Here is a 13267-nt window from a genome sequence, read left to right as displayed (position 1 = left end):
ACGCCGTGACTGACAATCGCGATGGCACAGGTCAGGCCGACGCCGCGTCGGAACGGCCGATCTTCGAGGCCTTGCTGACGCCCTACCGCTCGCTCGGCCGGCGCGGCTTCAACATCCTCATGGTCTTTGTCGGCGGGGTCAGCCTCGTCACCGGCATCGCCTTCGTCGCCAAGGGCGCCTGGCCGGTCTTCGGCTTTTTCGGCGTCGACGTGCTGCTGATCTGGTGGGCGTTTCGCGCCAGCTACCGCTCGGCCAGGGCGCGCGAACTCGTCACCGTTTCTCGGACCGACCTGGCGATCCGCAAGATCTCGCCGCGCGGCGAGGTCCGCGAGACCCATCACAATCCGTTCTGGGCGCGGTTCAAGGTGGACCGGCACGACGAGATCGGCATCACACGGATGAGCGTCGATTCCAAGGCTGCTTCCACCGAGATCGGCGGGTTCCTCAATCCCGACGACCGCGAGAGCTTCGCCCGCGAATTCAACCGCGCGCTGCTGACCGCCAAGGGCCGCTGACCGGCTGGCGTCTCCGTCGGGCCGATTGTCGGAAAACGGGTGGCGGACGCCGCCCGCGGAGGCGATGATCGGCCAGCAAGGGAGAATTGCCATGTTGTCGATCGCACCCGACACGGTCCGAACCGACCCCGCCGTGATCACGCCATCCGCCGGCCAGGAGAGCCTCGGCGATTACGAGGCGGTCCGCCGCGCCATCGAGTTCATCTCGGTCCATTACAGCGAGCAGCCGAGCCTCGGCGAGATTGCCGCGGCGCTCGGCCGTTCGGAAGAGGCGCTGACTGCCGTGTTCCGCCGCTGGGCCGGGCTGACGCCGAAGGCGTTCCTGCAGGCCGTCACCATGGATCACGCCCGCCGCCTGCTCGACGGCGGGGCGTCGCTGCTGGATGCCGCCTTCGAGGTGGGCCTCTCCGGCCCCTCGCGGCTGCACGATCTCTTCGTCAAGCACGAGGCCCAGTCGCCGGGCGCCTACAAGGCCAAGGGCGCGGGCATCGCCTTCGACTACGGCTTCCATGCGACGCCCTTCGGCCTGGCGCTGGTTGTGGCCACCGAACGGGGCCTCGCCGGCATCGGCTTCGCCGAACCCGGCGACGGCGGCGAGGCGGCGGCGCTGGACGACATGCGCCGGCGCTGGCCGAAGGCGAGTTTCCGGCCGGCGCCCGACCGGACCGCCCCGCTCGCCCGGCGCATCTTCGAGCCTGGCCACTGGCAGAGCGAGCGGCCGTTGCGGGTGGTGCTGATCGGGACGGATTTCGAGATCCGGGTCTGGGAAACGCTGCTGACGATCCCCGTGGGCCAGGCGACCACTTATGCCAGCGTCGCCGAGCGCATCGGCGCGCCGAAGGCGGCCCGCGCGGTCGGGGCGGCGGTCGGGCGCAACCCGGTCTCCTTCGTGGTGCCCTGCCACCGGGTGGTCGGCAAGTCCGGCGCGCTCACCGGCTATCACTGGGGCATCACCCGCAAGCGGGCGATGCTCGGCTGGGAAAGCGGACTTCTCGCCCGCGACAACGGATGACATGCTTTGTCCCGGCGAGGACCCATGCCGAGGCAAGCAGTCGCATCCGCAGGCTCTCACGTGCCCCTATCTGAATTCCCCGATCGGGGAGGACGAGGCCGGTGGCCGGACGGATGAGCGACATGGCGGTTTTGCCGGAGGCGGCGGTGGAGACGGTGTTCCGGCGCCTTGCCGCCGGGATGCCGGGGCGCACGGCAACGGCCAAGGGGCCGAAGGACCAGCCCGATCCGTTCCGCTCGCTGGTCTCCTGCGTCCTCTCGGCCCAGAGCCTCGACCGCAACACGGCCGCGGCGGCCGAGGCACTGTTTGCGCTGGCCACGACGCCGCAGGCGATGCTGATGCTCGGCGAAGAAGCGATTGCCCGGGCGATCAAACCCTGCGGCCTTTACAACATGAAGGCGCGCAATCTGACGCGGCTCTGCCACGCGCTGCTCGAGACCCATGGCGGGGTCGTCCCGCAGGATCGGGCCGGGCTGATGGCGCTGCCGGGCGTCGGGCGCAAATGCGCCGACATCGTCCTCAGCTTCACCTTCGGACAGGACGTCATCGCCGTCGACACCCATGTCCACCGGGTCGCCAACCGCATCGGCCTGACGGCGGCACGCGGGGCCGACGCCACCGCCGACCAACTCACCGCACGCGCCCCGGACTGGGCGCAGGGCGACGGGCATTTCTGGCTGATCCAGTTCGGCAAGGCGGTCTGCGTGGCGCGCAGGCCCCGCTGCGAGGCCTGCATGCTCACCGATCTCTGCCTCTGGTTCGCCGCCAACCGGGACGCCGCCGCCCCCTGAGCGGCGGTCGCCGGGATGGCCTCAGATCTTACCGTCGAGGCCCATCTGGTAGTATTTGTGGACGATATTGTCCTGGTTCTCCAGGAGCCAGTCGATCGAAGGCTCGTTCGCCATCGCCTTGCGGATCGCCTGGGTCATGCCCTTGCGATGGATGTCGAACAGCACCTTGTGGTCGAGATCCGGCACGTCGACGATGGTCGGGGCGAGCCAGACCGAGCAGATGATGCCGAGGTCGTTGACCCGGTCCTTCGGCAGGATGCCCCCGCGCACGGCGTCGAGCACGCCATTGGCAATGGCGAACTGCACCGTGCCCATCAGGATGTTGGTGTATTTGGGATCGTCGACGGTCACCTTCGACACGCAGAGCGTGACCGGGCGGACCATGATGTCGGTGTTGAGCAGGGCAAAGACGCGGCTATGGCCCTTCACCTGGTCGCCGGTGAGGGTGGCGAGCGCGGTGCCGACCGGCCCGTCGAGCTCGCCGATGACGACTTCCGGTTCGGCGGCGGTGCCCGGAGGGCCGCCGGCGACAAGGGCTTCGCCGCTGCGCAGGACGATACGGTCGGTCATGATGGCATTCTCTCGCTGGTTTCCGGCGCCCGCTGCGGCCTAGCAGCTTCCGCCGGCGCACTCAAACCCGCGCCAAGGCGGCGCGGGCATAAGCGAAACCGGAGCGCCGTCAGCCTTCGAGGATGGTCTTCTCGGCGACGCTGGTATCGGCGTTGAGCCGGTAGACGATCGGCACGCCGGTGGCGATCTCCTGGCCGACGATCTCCTCGCCGGTCAGACCGTCCAGCGCCATAACCATGGCGCGCAGCGAATTGCCGTGGGCGGCGACCAGCACCGTGCCGTCGTTCATCACCTTCGGCAGGATGTCGTGGATGTAATAGGGCCAGACGCGGGCGCCGGTGTCCTTCAGGCTCTCGCCGCCCGGCGGCGGCACGTCGTAGGAGCGGCGCCAGATATGCACCTGCTCCTCGCCCCATTTGGCGCGGGCGTCGTCCTTGTTGAGGCCGGACAGGTCGCCATAGTCGCGCTCGTTGAGGGCGACGTTGCGGATCGTCTGAAGGTCCGGCTGGCCGAGTTCGTCGAGCGCCAGCGTCAGCGTGCGCTGGGCGCGGGAGAGTTCGCTGGTGAAGGCGATGTCGAAGGTCAGGCCGGCGGCCTTCAGGCGGCGCCCGGCATCCTTGGCTTCCTCGACGCCCTTCTCGGTCAGGTCGGGGTCCTTCCAGCCGGTGAAGAGGTTCTTGAGGTTCCAGTCGCTCTGGCCGTGGCGGACGAGGACGAGGGTTCTGGACATCGCGGCGGACCTTTCATGTGGGTCGGATGAAGCGTGCGGGGCAGGCGGGGCGCCAGCTGTCAGAGGCCGAGGACGTCGGCCATGGTATAGAGGCCGGGCGCCCGGTCCTTGGCCCAGAGGGCGGCGCGGACGGCGCCGCGGGCGAAGATCGCCCGGTCGGTCGCCAGATGCGAGATCTCGATGCGCTCGCCCTCGCCGGCCAGGATCACCGAATGCTCGCCGGTCACCGAACCGCCGCGCAGGGTGGCGAAACCGATCGTGCCCTCGGGTCGCGGCCCGGTATGGCCGTCGCGCACCCGCACGCTGTTGTCGGCGAGCGAAATGCCGCGACCCTTCGCGGCGGCCTCGCCGAGAAGCAGCGCGGTGCCGGACGGCGCATCCACCTTGTGCTTATGGTGCATTTCCAGGATCTCGATGTCGAAGGCGTCGGGGCCGAGCGCCCGGGCGGCCTTCTCGACGAGGCCGGCGAGAAGATTGACGCCGAGGCTCATATTGCCGGATTTGACGATCGGCGTGCGCTCGGCACTGGCTGCGATCGCCGCGTCCTGATCGGTCGAGCAGCCGGTGGTGCCAACGACATGGACCAGCGAGCCGCTCGCAGCGCGTTCGGCCATGGCGACGGAGGCCGCCGGTGCGGTGAAGTCGATGATGCCGTCGGCGCCGGCGAGCGCCGCGTCGATATCGTCGGTGATGAGGACGCCCGAGGTTCCGATGCCGGCAAGGAGGCCCGCATCCTGGCCGATCGCCTCAGAGCCCTCGCGTTCGACCGCGCCGGACAGGACGGCGCCTTCGGTCTCGGCGATCACGGTGACCAGCGTGCGGCCCATGCGACCGGCGGCGCCCAGGACGACCAGCTTCATCGGTGCCATCGCGTCTCTCCCTCGTTGCGCGGCCTGGCGCGTCAGCTCCGCACGGATGCGGCGATTTCCTCGGGCCGCGTTGCCGTGCCGCTGCGGCGATCGCTCGACTGCAGGCCGTGGAACCGGGCATAGAGGCCGTCGCGGCGTCCGACAAGTTCCTCGTGGCTGCCGCGCTCGACGATCTCGCCGCCATCGACGACGAGAATCTGGTCGGCACCGACGATGGTCGACAGGCGGTGCGCGACGACGAGGACGGTGCGGTTCTTCATCGCCTCGTCCAGCGCCGCCTGCACCAGGGTCTCGGAGCGCGTGTCGAGGGCCGAGGTGGCCTCGTCGAGAAGCAGGATGGGGGCGTTGCGCACCAACGCCCGGGCGATCGACAGCCGCTGGCGCTGGCCGCCCGACAGCGAGATGCCGTTTTCGCCGAGCGGCGTGTCGTAGCCCTGGGGCTGGGCGAGGATGAACTCTTCCGCCTGCGCCTGCCGCGCAGCCTCGGCGATCTCCTCATCGGTCGCATCGGGCCGGCCGAGGCGGATGTTCTCGCGGATCGTGCCCTCGAAGAGATACGGCGTCTGCGGAACGTAGGCGATCTGGGCGCGCAGCGAGGCGGTCGCCACGTCGCGGATGTCCTGGCCGTCGATGCGGATGGCACCCTCGGAGACGTCGTAGAAGCGTTGCAGCAGCGAGATCACGGTGGACTTGCCGCCGCCGGACGCGCCGATCAGGGCGGTGGTGCGGCCGGGCCGGGCGGTGAAGCTCATGCCCTTCAGGACGGGTTCGCCCGGATGATAGCCGAAGCCGACATTCTCGAAGACGATCTCGGCCCGGTCGACCTTCAGCGCCGGCGCGCCCGGCTTGTCGGCCTGGCCCGGCTCAAGATCGAGGATCTCGTAGATCATCTGGGCGTTGACCAGCGCCCGCTCGAGTTGCACCTGCAGCTTGGCGAGACGGCGGGCCGGATCATAGGCGAGCAGCAGCGCCGTGATGAAGGCGAACATGGCACCCGGCGAATAGCCGTAGACGATGGCGCGGTAGCCCGAATAGGCGATCACCCCGGCGATCGCGAGGCCGGCGACGATCTCGGTGACCGGCGTGGTGCGCTCGGTGATGACGGCGATGCGGTTGGAGCGTTCCTCGGCGCCGAGGATCAGCGTCTCGATGCGTGCGCGCAGCGGCTTTTCCATGGTGAAGGCCTTCACCACGGTGATGCCCTGGGCGGCTTCCTGGATCGAGCCGAGCACCCGCGCATTGAGGTCGATCGACTGGCGGGTGACCACCCGCAGCTTGCGCGCCAGGATGCCGATCATCAGGGCGATCGGCGGTCCTGCGATCAGCGCGATCATCGACAGGAGCGGATCCTGGTAGATCATCACGAAGACCAGGAAGATCAGCGTCAGGAGATCGCGGGCGATCGAGGTGACCGTCAGGTTCAGCGTGTCGCGGATGCCGGCGACATTCTGGTTGATCCGGGCGGCCAGATGGGCCGAGCGGTTCTCGCCGAAGAAGTCCACCGACAGCGCCATCAGATGGGCGAACAGCCGGCGCTGGTAGCGCGCGACGATGTGGTTGCCGATGCGGGCGAGGATCACGCCCTGGCCGTAGGTGGCAAGGCCGCGCGTGGCGAAGGCCAGGAAGACGACGATCGGCAGCGTGACGATGGCGGCGCGGTTCTGGTTGACGAAGATGTCGTCGATCACGCTGCGCATGATCCAGGCCAGAAACGCCGTCGAGGCCGCGACCAGCACGAGGCAGACGATCGCCATCGCGTACTGGCGCAGGAACTGCCGGCCGTTCTCCTGGATGATCCGCTTCAGGAGCCGCAGCACGAGACCGCGCTCGCCCGGCTCCTTCAGGGAGATCCGCTTCTTCGTCGTCGCGCCGGCGGCCTGCCCGGCTGTCGTTTTCTTGCTCATCGCGACGTCCTATAGAGGCTCATGCGCCCGGTGCCTATCGGGGCCGGGCGGGCGCCGCGTCGGAAATCCGCCGGCACTGGCCGATCGGCAACGGTCCGGATGACTGGAAGCCTAGCCGCGACCCTGCCAGGCGCCGGTGACATGGACCGGCCAGCGCCATGGCAGCACGGCGACGATGTCGAAGCGGCGCGAGAGCCGGGCGAAATCGGCCCGGCGCCCGATCCACAGATCGGCCGCGGCCTCGATCCGGCGCTGGGTCTGCGGGCCGACCGCGTCCATCGCCTCGGCGAGCGTCGCGCGGGCCTTGACCTCGACGAAGGCGACGAGATCGCCGCGCCGGGCGATCAGGTCGATCTCGCCGGCTTTCGTGCGGTGCCGGACGGCGAGGATGCGATAGCCCTTCAGCCGCAGCGCCATGGCCGCCAGCCACTCGCCGCGATGGCCCTTGCGAAAGCGCTGCCGACGACGGGCGCGCGCAGCGTCCGCAGAGGTCACTGCCGGTCCTTGAGGGCGAGGGCGCGCTGGTAGAGGTCGCGTCGCCCGAGGCCGGTCAGCCGGGCCGCTTCCTGCGCCGCTTTGGTCGGCTTCATCTCCGCCAGCAGACCCGACAGGATCGCGTCGGCATCGGCCTCGCTCGCCACTGGCGGCGCATTGGGCGGCGCGATGCAGACGACGATCTCGCCGCGCACCCGTTCCATGGCGGCGAAGCGGGTCGCGAGATCGCCCAGCGTGCCGCGATAGATGGTCTCGTACGCCTTGGTCAGCTCGCGGCAGACGGCGGCCTGGCGCGCGCCGAGGGCCAGGTCCATGGCCGCGAGGCTGTCGGCGATCCGGTGCGGCGCCTCGAAGAAGACCAGCGTTCCGGGAACGCGGGCAAGTTCCTCCAGCCGCTGCGCGCGCGCCTGCTCCTTCTGCGGCAGGAAGCCGGCAAAGAAGAAGGCGTCCGACGGCAGGCCCGAGGCGAGCAACGCGGCGAGGGCCGCCGAGGCACCGGGGATCGGCACCACTGGAATCTGGGCGGTGATTGCCTCCCGCACGATCCTGTAGCCGGGGTCCGACACCAGCGGCGTCCCGGCGTCCGAGACGAGTGCCACCGACAGGCCGGCCTTGAGATCGGCAAGGAGCGCGGCGCCGGCATCTTCGGCATTGTGCTCGTGATAGGCGAACATCCGCCGCTCGATGCCGAAGCGATGCAGCAGCTTGGCGGTGACGCGCGTATCCTCGCAGGCAAGGCGGTCGGCCCCGGCGATGAGTTCCAGCCCGCGCAGGGTCACGTCGCCGAGATTGCCGATCGGCGTCGCCACCAGATAGAGGCCCGGCTCCGGCTTCGGCGCCGTGTGCGCCACATCCCGGATGCGATAGCGGCGGGCGGGCTCGTCAGTCTGTGTCATTCGCACGCAACTTTGTCAGAGAGGTTCGGGGCTGTCTTCGCGCAGATTGCCGTCGAAGTCGCGTCCCGCATAGAAAATCCGCAGGATCACGATGTGATCGTGCTCGATCCGATAGGCGAGGAGAAGGGTGCGGTCGATCGCAAGGGTCCTGATCCCAGCCGCAAGATCGTCTCGTCGTCTGCCGCTGTCCGGAAACCGGGAAAGCCGCTCGACCGCGTTTTCGACGCGTTCGACGAGATGCCGCGCACCTGACGGGCTACGCAGGGCGACGAAGTCGTCGATCGCGTTGAGATCCTCTTCCGCAAGCGGATGAAACCTGATCTCAGGCCGCATCCGGGCCCGTTCGTTTGGCCCTCGCGCCTTGCTTGTCGCGCAAACGATCGAAGACATCGCGGGCAGGGCGGGACGGTCGGGGATCGTCGAGAGCGATTTCGATCCCGGCCTTCACGACCGCGTCCCGTCCGGCGGCTTCGCGATCCAGCGCCCGCAGTCCGGCGCGGATCACGTCGCTGGCATCGGAGAAATCGCCGCTTTCAAGATGCGCGTCGAGGCTCGCACGCTGCTGGCCCAGATCGACCAGAACCGGAGTTGTATTCCGCGTCATCGTCAGGCGCTCCTGCTGATAGCGACGCGATTTTATCTCCGGCCGGTTGTGCTGTCGACCGCGATGCTCCCTCAGGCGAGGTCGGCGACCACCGCGTCGAGGACGAGCATGCCGGCGGGCGTCGCCCGCAGCCGGTCGGGCCCGAGGCGTTCCACCATGCCGTGAGCCATCAGGTCGGCCTCGCTGACCGGATCGAGATCGCGGCCGGTCAGCTTGCGCCAGCGCTTCAGGTCGATGCCCTCGGTCAGGCGCAGGCCCATCAGCAGCAATTCGTCCGCCTGCTCGGTCGGGCTCAGCAATTCATCAACCACCGCCCCGCTGTCCCAGGATTCGACCATCTTCAGCCAGGTTTCCGGCAATGGTTCGTTGGAAATGGCGTGGCGGCCGCCCGGGCCCATCAGCCGGCCATGGGCGCCCGGGCCGACGCCGGCATAGAGCCCGTAGCGCCAGTAGGTCAGGTTGTGGCGGGATTCGGCGCCGGGCACGGCGTGGTTGGAGATCTCGTAGGCCGGCAGGCCGCGTTCGGCGGTGATCCGCTGGGTGGATTCGTAGAGATCGGCCGACAGGTCGCCATCCGGCACGATCAGCTTGCCCGCCTTGTGCAGCGCATAGAAGGGCGTGCCCTCCTCGATTGTCAGCTGGTAGAGCGACAGATGATCGGCAGCCAGGTCTATCGCCTGGTTCAACTCGCTCTCCCAGGCGGCGACGGTCTGGTCGGGCCGGGCATAGATCAGGTCGAAGGACAGGCGCGGGAAGATTTCGCGGGCAAGACCGATGGCGTGCAGCGCCTGGTCGACGCTGTGCAGCCGGCCGAGAAGCCGAAGGTCGCGGTCGTTCAGCGCCTGCACGCCGAGCGACACCCGGTTGACCCCGGCCTCGCGATAGCCGCGGAACCGCTCCGCCTCGACGCTCGACGGATTGGCCTCCAGCGTGATCTCGGCGCCGTCGGCGATCGTCCAGTGGGCGGCCACGGCATCGAGGATCCGGCCGACCGTCGCCGGCTCCATCAGCGACGGCGTACCACCGCCGAGGAAGACCGAGGTGACCGTCTCGCCCGCCGAGCGGCGGGCCATCTCGGCCAGTTCCCGCTCGAAGGCCGCCGCATAGCGCTCCTGGTCCACCGGCTTGTGGCGGACATGGCTGTTGAAGTCGCAATACGGGCATTTGGCCGCGCAGAACGGCCAATGCACATAGACGCCGAACCCCGGCGCGCGCGATTGCGGCTCGAAGGCGAGAACGTCACGGCCTGGGCGGGAATGGATCGTCATTCGACTCCGAGTGCGTCGCGCGCGAATTTCTGGAAGGCCCGCGCCCGGTGCGACATGGCGGTCGGCTGGCCGGGCTTCCAGGCGTGTTTTTCCGCCGACATCATCTCGCCGAAGGTCCGGTCGCTGCCGTCGGGCAGGAAGATCGGATCGTAGCCGAAGCCGAGCTCGCCGCGGGGCGGCCAGACGATGGTCCCCTCGACCTCGCCCCGGAAGAGATGCGTGCCGCCGGCCGGATCCGCAAGGCACAGTACCGCGACGAATTTCGCCCGGCGCTGCTCCGGCGTCGTGGCGCCGGCCGCCTGCAGCTTTTCCTCGACATTGCGCATCGCCATGGCGAAATCGCGATCCGGGCCGCCCCAGCGCGCCGAATAGATGCCGGGATCGCCGTTCAGCGCGTCGATGGCGATGCCGGAATCGTCCGACAGCGACACGAGGCCGGTGGCGCGCATGGCGGCCAGCGCCTTGAGCTCGGCATTGGCCTCGAAGGTCGTGCCGGTCTCTTCGGGATCCTCGAGGCCCTTGTCCTTCGCCGAGGTCACCTCGAAGCCGAAGGGCTCCATCAGCTCGCGGATTTCCCAGATCTTTCCGATATTGTGGCTGGCGACGAGAAGGGGGCCGTCCTTCGGATCGAGACGTTTCATTGCGCGGCCTCGATGGCCTGGCGCTGCATGCCGACGAGATCGTTGATCCCCTTGCGGGCGAGATCGAGGAGCTTGAGGAACTCGTCCTGCGAGAACGGCGTGCCCTCGGCGGTGCCCTGGATCTCGACGATGCCGCCGGAGCCGGTCATGACGAAATTGGCGTCGGTCTCGGCGGTGGAATCCTCCGGGTAGTCGAGATCGAGTACCGGCTCGCCCTTGTAGATGCCGCAGGAGATCGCTGCGACGTGGTCCTTCAGCACCTTGGCCGGATCGACCATGGCGCGCTGGCCCATCCAGGCGAGGCAGTCGGCCAGTGCGACGTAGCCGCCGGTGATCGCCGCCGTGCGGGTGCCGCCATCGGCCTGGATGACGTCGCAATCCACGGTGATCTGGCGCTCGCCCAGCGCCTGCAGGTCGACGACGGCGCGCAGGCTGCGGCCGACGAGGCGCTGGATTTCCTGGGTACGGCCCGACTGCTTGCCGGACGCCGCCTCGCGGCGCATCCGGTCGCCCGTGGCGCGCGGCAGCATCCCGTATTCGGCCGTCACCCAGCCCTTGCCGGAATTCTTCAGCCAGCCCGGCACGCGCTCTTCAAGGCTCGCCGTGCACAGGACATGGGTGTCGCCGAACCGGACCAGGCACGAGCCTTCGGCATGCCGCGAGTAGTTCCGCTCGAGGCTGACGGGCCGCAATTCGTCGAAGGCGCGTTTGGATGGCCGCATGATGAGGTCCTGACAATCGGTCCTGGAGAAGGGAATAGATGCTTCGGGTTGCGCCGGGCTTGTATCGACGATGACCCGGCGGATCAAAGATTTTCGCGTCGCCGTCATGGCGGGGCGCCGCGCGATGGCGGAAGATCGCCCGGAACGGCGCCCGCGCGGAGGGCGATCGCGGCCGGACGGCTTGGCGAGGGCCCAAGCATTCCCTATAGTCCGGTCATGCGGGAAACGATGCGACGCCATGACTGAATTCCGTTTGCCTGTCAGCGATTTGGCTTCCGGAGCACTGCCGCTGGACGAGCGCTCGCGGGAGATCTTCCGGCTGATCGTCGAAAGCTATCTCGACATCGGCGAGCCGGTGGGCTCGCGCATGCTATCGCGGCTTTTGACCAACGCGCTGTCGCCGGCCTCGATCCGCAACGTGATGAGCGATCTGGAAGCGCTCGGCCTGATCTATGCGCCGCATGTCAGCGCCGGACGCATGCCGACCGAACTGGGGCTGCGCTTCTTCGTCGACGCCTTTCTGGAAGTTGGCGATCTCGGCTCCTCCGAGCGCGAGGAAATCGAGGAAAAGGTGCGGGTGTCGGGCGACGGCCGCCCGTTCGAATCGCTTCTGACCGAGGCGAGCCAGCTTCTGTCCGGCCTGTCGCGCGGCGCCGGCATCGTGCTGACGTCGAAGGCCGATCTGCGCCTCAAGCATATCGAGTTCATCCGGCTGGAGCCGACGCGCGCTCTGGCGGTGCTGGTCGGCGCCAATGGCGAGGTGGAGAACCGCATTCTCGACCTGCCGGCCGGCGTCACCGCCTCGCAGCTCGTCGAGGCCGGAAACTTCCTCAACGCCCATATCGTCGGCCGCACGCTGGGCGAGGCGAGCGAGGAGATCGCTCGGCTGAAGGACGACACGTCCAGCGCCCTCGATCTCCTGTCGCGCCAGCTCGTCGAAAAGGGGCTCGCGGTCTGGTCCGGCGCCTCGGCCGACCAGCCGGCGCGGCTGATCGTGCGCGGTCGCGCAAATCTTCTGGAGAACGTCACCGCCTCCGAGGACATCGAGCGGCTGCGCCTGCTCTTCGACGACCTGGAGACCAAGAGCGGCATTATCGAGCTTCTGGGCCTTGCCGAGAAGGGCAATGGCGTGCGGATCTTCATCGGGTCGGAGAACAAGCTGTTTTCGCTGTCCGGATCCTCGCTGGTGGTCGCCCCCTATCAGGGCGGCGGCGAGAGCGTCATCGGCGCGGTGGGCGTGATCGGTCCGACCCGGCTCAACTACAAGCGGATCGTGCCGATGGTGGACTATACCGCGCGCATCGTATCGCGGCTTCTGACCTCCGGCGCGGCTGCCCGCGAGGCTTGATTTTCCGTCCCGTCAATTCGATATGCGGCGCGACAACGATTTTCCGCCGCGCTGCGCGGTTCGCGTGGGGACCCCCACCGCCGGACTTGCGCAGCCAGGCCCCGACACGAGGTGATGACGCATGAGCGATACCGGCAAGCGCGAACACGACGAAGCCCGCAACCGGGCGGCTGACCCGGCCGCCCGCGATCGCGCCGACCCGGCGAGCGAGGCCGAGGCGCGGCGCGCGGCGGCCAATGCCAATGCCGAAGGCAGCGGCTATGCGGATGCCGCCAGCGGCTTTGCCGACGCCGATGCGGCCGCCAGCGCCGATGCCGAACGCATCGCCGCGCTGGAAGCCGAGAACGCCGACGTCAAGGATCGCCTGCTGCGGCTGGCCGCCGACATGGAAAACCTGCGCCGGCGGACCGAGCGCGAGGTCAAGGACGCGCGCACCTATGCGGTGACCGGCTTTGCCCGCGAGATCCTGTCGGTCGCCGACAATCTGCGCCGCGCGCTGGAAGCCGTGCCGGCCGAAGCCAAGGCCGATGGCGAGGGTGGTCTGGCGGGTCTCATCGACGGCGTCGAGGTGACCGAGCGGTCGCTGCTCAGCACGCTGGAGAAGCACGGCGTCAAGAAGCTCGACCCGGAAGGCCAGCGCTTCGACCCGAACTTCCATCAGGCGATGTTCGAGATTCCCAACACCGAAGTGCCGAACGGCACCGTCCTGCAGGTCGTGCAGGCAGGCTACGCCATTGGCGAGCGCGTGCTGCGCCCGGCCATGGTCGGCGTCTCCAAGGGCGGGCCGAAGGCCTCTGCCGCCAAGGCCGAGGCGGACGTCGCCCCGCAGGATGCCGGCGACACCATCTGATCGCCACAAAGCCCGCCGACGCTTTTCCGTATCGCGGGACCAACTCGCGATA

The 13267-nt window shown here is 68.6% G+C and carries 16 protein-coding genes; 5 read left to right on the top strand and 11 right to left on the bottom strand.

The features are described from left to right. The first annotated feature begins 5 nt into the window (after window positions 1–5). From H9Q09_RS04230 to nth, 3 genes are all read left to right on the top strand, one after another. On the top strand, window positions 6–515 hold the full coding sequence (locus tag H9Q09_RS04230; protein WP_187390006.1) for a DUF2244 domain-containing protein: 510 nt from the start codon (window positions 6–8) through the stop codon (window positions 513–515). Window positions 516–606: 91 nt separating this feature from the next. Beyond that, window positions 607–1527, top strand: coding sequence for a bifunctional helix-turn-helix domain-containing protein/methylated-DNA--[protein]-cysteine S-methyltransferase (locus H9Q09_RS04225; protein WP_187390005.1), 921 nt, complete (start codon window positions 607–609; stop codon window positions 1525–1527). A 122-nt stretch (window positions 1528–1649) separates the two neighbouring features. Beyond that, entirely contained in the window at window positions 1650–2318 is a 669-nt protein-coding gene (gene nth, locus H9Q09_RS04220; protein ID WP_187390004.1) for an endonuclease III, read from the top strand. A 21-nt stretch (window positions 2319–2339) separates the two neighbouring features. On the opposite strand, the gene H9Q09_RS04215 is transcribed toward nth, so the two are convergent. The 11 genes from H9Q09_RS04215 to rph form a co-directional block, all read right to left on the bottom strand. Continuing rightward, window positions 2340–2888 carry a formaldehyde-activating enzyme gene (locus H9Q09_RS04215; protein ID WP_187390003.1) on the bottom strand — a complete coding sequence of 183 codons (549 nt, stop codon included), beginning with the start codon at window positions 2886–2888 and terminating at the stop codon, window positions 2340–2342. A 109-nt stretch (window positions 2889–2997) separates the two neighbouring features. Further along, window positions 2998–3618, bottom strand: coding sequence for a 2,3-bisphosphoglycerate-dependent phosphoglycerate mutase (locus tag H9Q09_RS04210; RefSeq protein ID WP_187390002.1), 621 nt, complete (start codon window positions 3616–3618; stop codon window positions 2998–3000). Window positions 3619–3677: 59 nt separating this feature from the next. Continuing rightward, entirely contained in the window at window positions 3678–4487 is an 810-nt protein-coding gene (gene dapB, locus H9Q09_RS04205; protein WP_246715993.1) for a 4-hydroxy-tetrahydrodipicolinate reductase, read from the bottom strand. 32 nt (window positions 4488–4519) lie between these two features. Then, window positions 4520–6391, bottom strand: a complete 1872-nt coding sequence (locus H9Q09_RS04200; RefSeq protein ID WP_246715992.1) for an ABC transporter ATP-binding protein — start codon at window positions 6389–6391, stop codon at window positions 4520–4522. 111 nt (window positions 6392–6502) lie between these two features. Further along, window positions 6503–6886 (bottom strand): YraN family protein, encoded by a 384-nt coding sequence (locus tag H9Q09_RS04195; protein WP_187390001.1) that lies wholly within the window; start codon window positions 6884–6886, stop codon window positions 6503–6505. Further along, on the bottom strand, window positions 6883–7782 hold the full coding sequence (rsmI, locus tag H9Q09_RS04190) for a 16S rRNA (cytidine(1402)-2'-O)-methyltransferase (protein WP_210315201.1): 900 nt from the start codon (window positions 7780–7782) through the stop codon (window positions 6883–6885). Before rsmI ends, H9Q09_RS04195 begins: the two co-directional genes overlap by 4 nt. A 15-nt stretch (window positions 7783–7797) precedes the next feature. Then, a complete protein-coding gene (locus H9Q09_RS04185; protein ID WP_210315200.1) occupies window positions 7798–8172 on the bottom strand; it encodes a type II toxin-antitoxin system RelE/ParE family toxin in 375 nt (124 codons plus the stop codon). Beyond that, window positions 8105–8386, bottom strand: a complete 282-nt coding sequence (locus H9Q09_RS04180) for a type II toxin-antitoxin system ParD family antitoxin (RefSeq protein ID WP_187389998.1) — start codon at window positions 8384–8386, stop codon at window positions 8105–8107. The genes H9Q09_RS04185 and H9Q09_RS04180 overlap by 68 nt, the downstream gene beginning before the upstream one ends. A 71-nt stretch (window positions 8387–8457) precedes the next feature. After that, window positions 8458–9654 carry a radical SAM family heme chaperone HemW gene (gene hemW / locus H9Q09_RS04175; protein ID WP_187389997.1) on the bottom strand — a complete coding sequence of 399 codons (1197 nt, stop codon included), beginning with the start codon at window positions 9652–9654 and terminating at the stop codon, window positions 8458–8460. After that, window positions 9651–10295 carry an RdgB/HAM1 family non-canonical purine NTP pyrophosphatase gene (gene rdgB / locus H9Q09_RS04170; RefSeq protein ID WP_024349398.1) on the bottom strand — a complete coding sequence of 215 codons (645 nt, stop codon included), beginning with the start codon at window positions 10293–10295 and terminating at the stop codon, window positions 9651–9653. Before rdgB ends, hemW begins: the two co-directional genes overlap by 4 nt. Further along, on the bottom strand, window positions 10292–11017 hold the full coding sequence (gene rph / locus H9Q09_RS04165) for a ribonuclease PH (protein WP_187389996.1): 726 nt from the start codon (window positions 11015–11017) through the stop codon (window positions 10292–10294). Before rph ends, rdgB begins: the two co-directional genes overlap by 4 nt. A gap of 238 nt (window positions 11018–11255) precedes the next feature. Between rph and hrcA the strand changes: the two genes are divergently transcribed. Continuing rightward, on the top strand, window positions 11256–12365 hold the full coding sequence (hrcA, locus tag H9Q09_RS04160; protein WP_024349400.1) for a heat-inducible transcriptional repressor HrcA: 1110 nt from the start codon (window positions 11256–11258) through the stop codon (window positions 12363–12365). A 121-nt stretch (window positions 12366–12486) separates the two neighbouring features. Next, window positions 12487–13215 (top strand): nucleotide exchange factor GrpE, encoded by a 729-nt coding sequence (grpE, locus tag H9Q09_RS04155; RefSeq protein WP_187389995.1) that lies wholly within the window; start codon window positions 12487–12489, stop codon window positions 13213–13215. Window positions 13216–13267 lie beyond the last annotated feature (52 nt).

Origin of the sequence: Aurantimonas sp. DM33-3, from assembly GCF_014334315.1 — a bacterium.
Classification (GTDB): Bacteria; Pseudomonadota; Alphaproteobacteria; order Rhizobiales; family Rhizobiaceae; genus Aurantimonas; species Aurantimonas coralicida.
This window is presented reverse-complemented; position numbering and strand designations above follow the sequence as displayed.

What these genes read in the sequence shown, in the direction of transcription:
- H9Q09_RS04185 (WP_210315200.1), bottom strand. Translation starts at nt 8,172, where the DNA reads ATGTCTTCGATCGTTTGCGCGACAAGCAAGGCGCGAGGGCCAAACGAA.
- H9Q09_RS04210 (WP_187390002.1), bottom strand. Translation starts at nt 3,618, where the DNA reads ATGTCCAGAACCCTCGTCCTCGTCCGCCACGGCCAGAGCGACTGGAAC.
- H9Q09_RS04225 (WP_187390005.1), top strand. Translation starts at nt 607, where the DNA reads ATGTTGTCGATCGCACCCGACACGGTCCGAACCGACCCCGCCGTGATC.
- nth (WP_187390004.1), top strand. Translation starts at nt 1,650, where the DNA reads ATGGCGGTTTTGCCGGAGGCGGCGGTGGAGACGGTGTTCCGGCGCCTT.
- hemW (WP_187389997.1), bottom strand. Translation starts at nt 9,654, where the DNA reads ATGACGATCCATTCCCGCCCAGGCCGTGACGTTCTCGCCTTCGAGCCG.
- rsmI (WP_210315201.1), bottom strand. Translation starts at nt 7,782, where the DNA reads ATGACACAGACTGACGAGCCCGCCCGCCGCTATCGCATCCGGGATGTG.
- dapB (WP_246715993.1), bottom strand. Translation starts at nt 4,487, where the DNA reads ATGGCACCGATGAAGCTGGTCGTCCTGGGCGCCGCCGGTCGCATGGGC.
- hrcA (WP_024349400.1), top strand. Translation starts at nt 11,256, where the DNA reads ATGACTGAATTCCGTTTGCCTGTCAGCGATTTGGCTTCCGGAGCACTG.
- grpE (WP_187389995.1), top strand. Translation starts at nt 12,487, where the DNA reads ATGAGCGATACCGGCAAGCGCGAACACGACGAAGCCCGCAACCGGGCG.
- rdgB (WP_024349398.1), bottom strand. Translation starts at nt 10,295, where the DNA reads ATGAAACGTCTCGATCCGAAGGACGGCCCCCTTCTCGTCGCCAGCCAC.
- rph (WP_187389996.1), bottom strand. Translation starts at nt 11,017, where the DNA reads ATGCGGCCATCCAAACGCGCCTTCGACGAATTGCGGCCCGTCAGCCTC.
- H9Q09_RS04215 (WP_187390003.1), bottom strand. Translation starts at nt 2,888, where the DNA reads ATGACCGACCGTATCGTCCTGCGCAGCGGCGAAGCCCTTGTCGCCGGC.
- H9Q09_RS04180 (WP_187389998.1), bottom strand. Translation starts at nt 8,386, where the DNA reads ATGACGCGGAATACAACTCCGGTTCTGGTCGATCTGGGCCAGCAGCGT.
- H9Q09_RS04200 (WP_246715992.1), bottom strand. Translation starts at nt 6,391, where the DNA reads ATGAGCAAGAAAACGACAGCCGGGCAGGCCGCCGGCGCGACGACGAAG.